The following is a 2,521-nucleotide window of genomic DNA, read 5'->3' on the forward strand; positions in this document are numbered from 1 at the left end:
GAACTGCGTGAGCCACCTGTTCCCCCGCTATGTTCAAGCACCCGGTAGCCTTCGGGCGTGGTATGTAAGAACCAGTTCATTCCCATACCTTCCTGGTTTGTTCCGTAAGTAAGCTGGTGAGAAAGGGCAATAGCCGGCGAAGCGTCTGTGTTATTGGCCTGGATAAAAGCCACCAGGTCGCGCGTGGTTGATCTCAATGCCCCCATTGCAGGCAGGTAGGGCAGGTCCCATAAGGGCACCACTTCACGGTTTTCATTGTGCGGCCAGGCAATGGCGTCTGCCGGTAATGCGGTAATATCGATCCGGGTGTTCTTCATGGAGAGTGGGTCCAGGATATTTTTTGAAACGAGCGAAAAATAAGACTGGCCATATGCATCCTCGAGCAGGGTGCCGAGCAGCGCTACCGCCATGTTGGAATAGGAAGATATTTTCCCGGGGAAGGTATCCATTTTCATGTTATGCAGGCCCTCATACAACAATTGCCGGGTATAGTCATGCAGTGGGTTGAGCGAGTCGTACTCAGGCCGTTCCCACATATTCGGGAAGATACGGGTGATCCTGGAAGTATGATTGGTAAGGTCTTTTACCCGGATAGGCACGCCTTTATACGCAAGATTCGGATAGGCGCCCTGCAGGTACTTACGAATATCGTCATCCAAACCTATCTTCTTATCCAGTACCGCCTGCCCGAGTAAAATACCGGTAAAGGCTTTGGTGGTAGAGCCAATCTCGTAAAGCGTATTGTTTCCCGGAAGTTGATTGTTACCGGCTTTTGTTTCGCCGTAGTTATAAAAATAAGTTTTGTCTTTTATAACTATGCCTATGGAAACACCTACTGCCCGCTTGTCCTGTAAATACTGTTGTACACTGTTATCTACCAGTGAATCCAGCCTGGTATGCAATGGGTTGTCGCTTGCAAACCGGCGGGTGTTTTGTCCGTAACTTACGGAGATACCCAGGATAATTGCGATGTTGAAAAGTACCAGTTTCATATTTTCTTATAGATACATTACCTCAAAATAGGTTATTTCATGCATCGTTTTAAAAACATGCCGCGATTGCCGGGAACCGGATAAATTTAATCATTGCACGGGTTCTTCCAAAGCTTACGTCTTGTTGTGTCTGATAAGCCATCTTTATGCAGGAGCACCGAGATGCCTTTCATTCTCATGTAAGGCACGCTCAGGTAAACAAACCCCTGCCTGCTGGAGCCTGTTCCCCACGAGTTTTTTGTTTTATAGTAGATATTACCCTGTTGATCTTTTGCTTTACCAACAATGTGCATGAGGTGATCGTCGGTGGTTTCGAAAGATTCAAATGCATCCTGGCGCATTTGCTGGGTCACTTTCTTTTCCGGCCGAATATCCGTAAGTATAAGGGTATTGTCTTCCTGTTTCTCTGGCAGAACAGCTATTCCCTGGTCGGGCGCAAATCCCGGCTCGCTGGCATCCAGGTCAACGGCCAGGGAAAACCCGGCATCAACAGCATGATCAATGTTTTCCATAAATTCATCCAGGGGCAGGTTATAAAACCGCTCATTGGCCCAGTTGGCGGGTATGCTCAGCTGGAAAAGGTTATAGAATGGGGCATCTGTAAAAGAAGTAATAGTGAGATAGTCATCCGGTTGTAACTGTGTATAACCCAGGAAGCTCAGCGGCGTATATGTCTTCCCGTTATATTGAAACTGATCCGGCACTTTTCCTAAAAAACGGTCCAGTATATCCGGTATCTCCTTTTTCCATCCTATTCCTGCCTTGTTGGCCGGGTTGGCAAATCTTTTCACAGCAGTATCCAGTTCATTGAACATTTTGAAATGATTGTGGCGGGTCGTTCCTTCTTTCAGGCCGGTATATTCCGCTTGCGGCAGTAGTCCGAAGGTAGTTGCAGTGATCAGCGGATCGTGATTGAGCCCACCTTCGGTAAAGCGTGCAGTGCCTTGTCGCAGTATATAATTCCGGGCCTTCAGTAAATAGGCGCCTCTCACAGCATACATCTCCGAAAGATCGATCTTTTCACCTTTTATCCGGATGATCTCTGATTCAAGGAAAGATGTGGTGGAAAAACTCCAGCAGGTGCCCGAGGCGCATTGGTCGATAACCGGCAGGGCGGCGATGTCTTTAATATCAGAAAAAACATAATTGCTTTTGGGTAACGGTTTCGGAGCTTCCTTTTCAGTTTTGCTTTTACAGGCCTCCATCAAAGGCAACAAAAACAGGAATAATAGGGAAGGGAGTGGATTTCTTTTCATAGTTGTGCTGATCATGTTTTTTGTTAACCGGTTGAGAAGATGAATGTTGAGTCACAATGTGCAACTCATACTATAAAAAGACACCATGAATTAAAAAAAGTTGCTTCATCTATTTGCTTACTGGATAATTTTATAATTAAGAATAACTACAACGGCAGGCATACCACCAGCCTGAAATGGAATCATTGCCGGCATATGGAAAACAAAAGTGTTACAGGATTTCTTATCATTGCAAATGAATGATCAAACCCGGTTATTACCATGCGTTTTCTC

At 45.9% G+C, this 2,521-nt stretch carries 2 protein-coding genes; both read right to left on the reverse strand.

The features are described 5' to 3' along the window. On the reverse strand, positions 1-992 hold a 992-nt coding region (locus tag VIM72_RS20100), incomplete at its 3' end, for a serine hydrolase domain-containing protein (RefSeq protein ID WP_332004614.1). Positions 993-1,078: 86 nt separating this feature from the next. Beyond that, complete coding sequence (locus VIM72_RS20105) at positions 1,079-2,248, reverse strand: C1 family peptidase (protein ID WP_332004615.1); 1,170 nt, start codon at positions 2,246-2,248, stop codon at positions 1,079-1,081. Between the last annotated feature and the right edge of the window lie 273 nt (positions 2,249-2,521).

The sequence above is a fragment of the Chitinophaga sp. genome, assembly GCF_036569185.1.
Lineage (GTDB): Bacteria > Bacteroidota > Bacteroidia > Chitinophagales > Chitinophagaceae > Chitinophaga.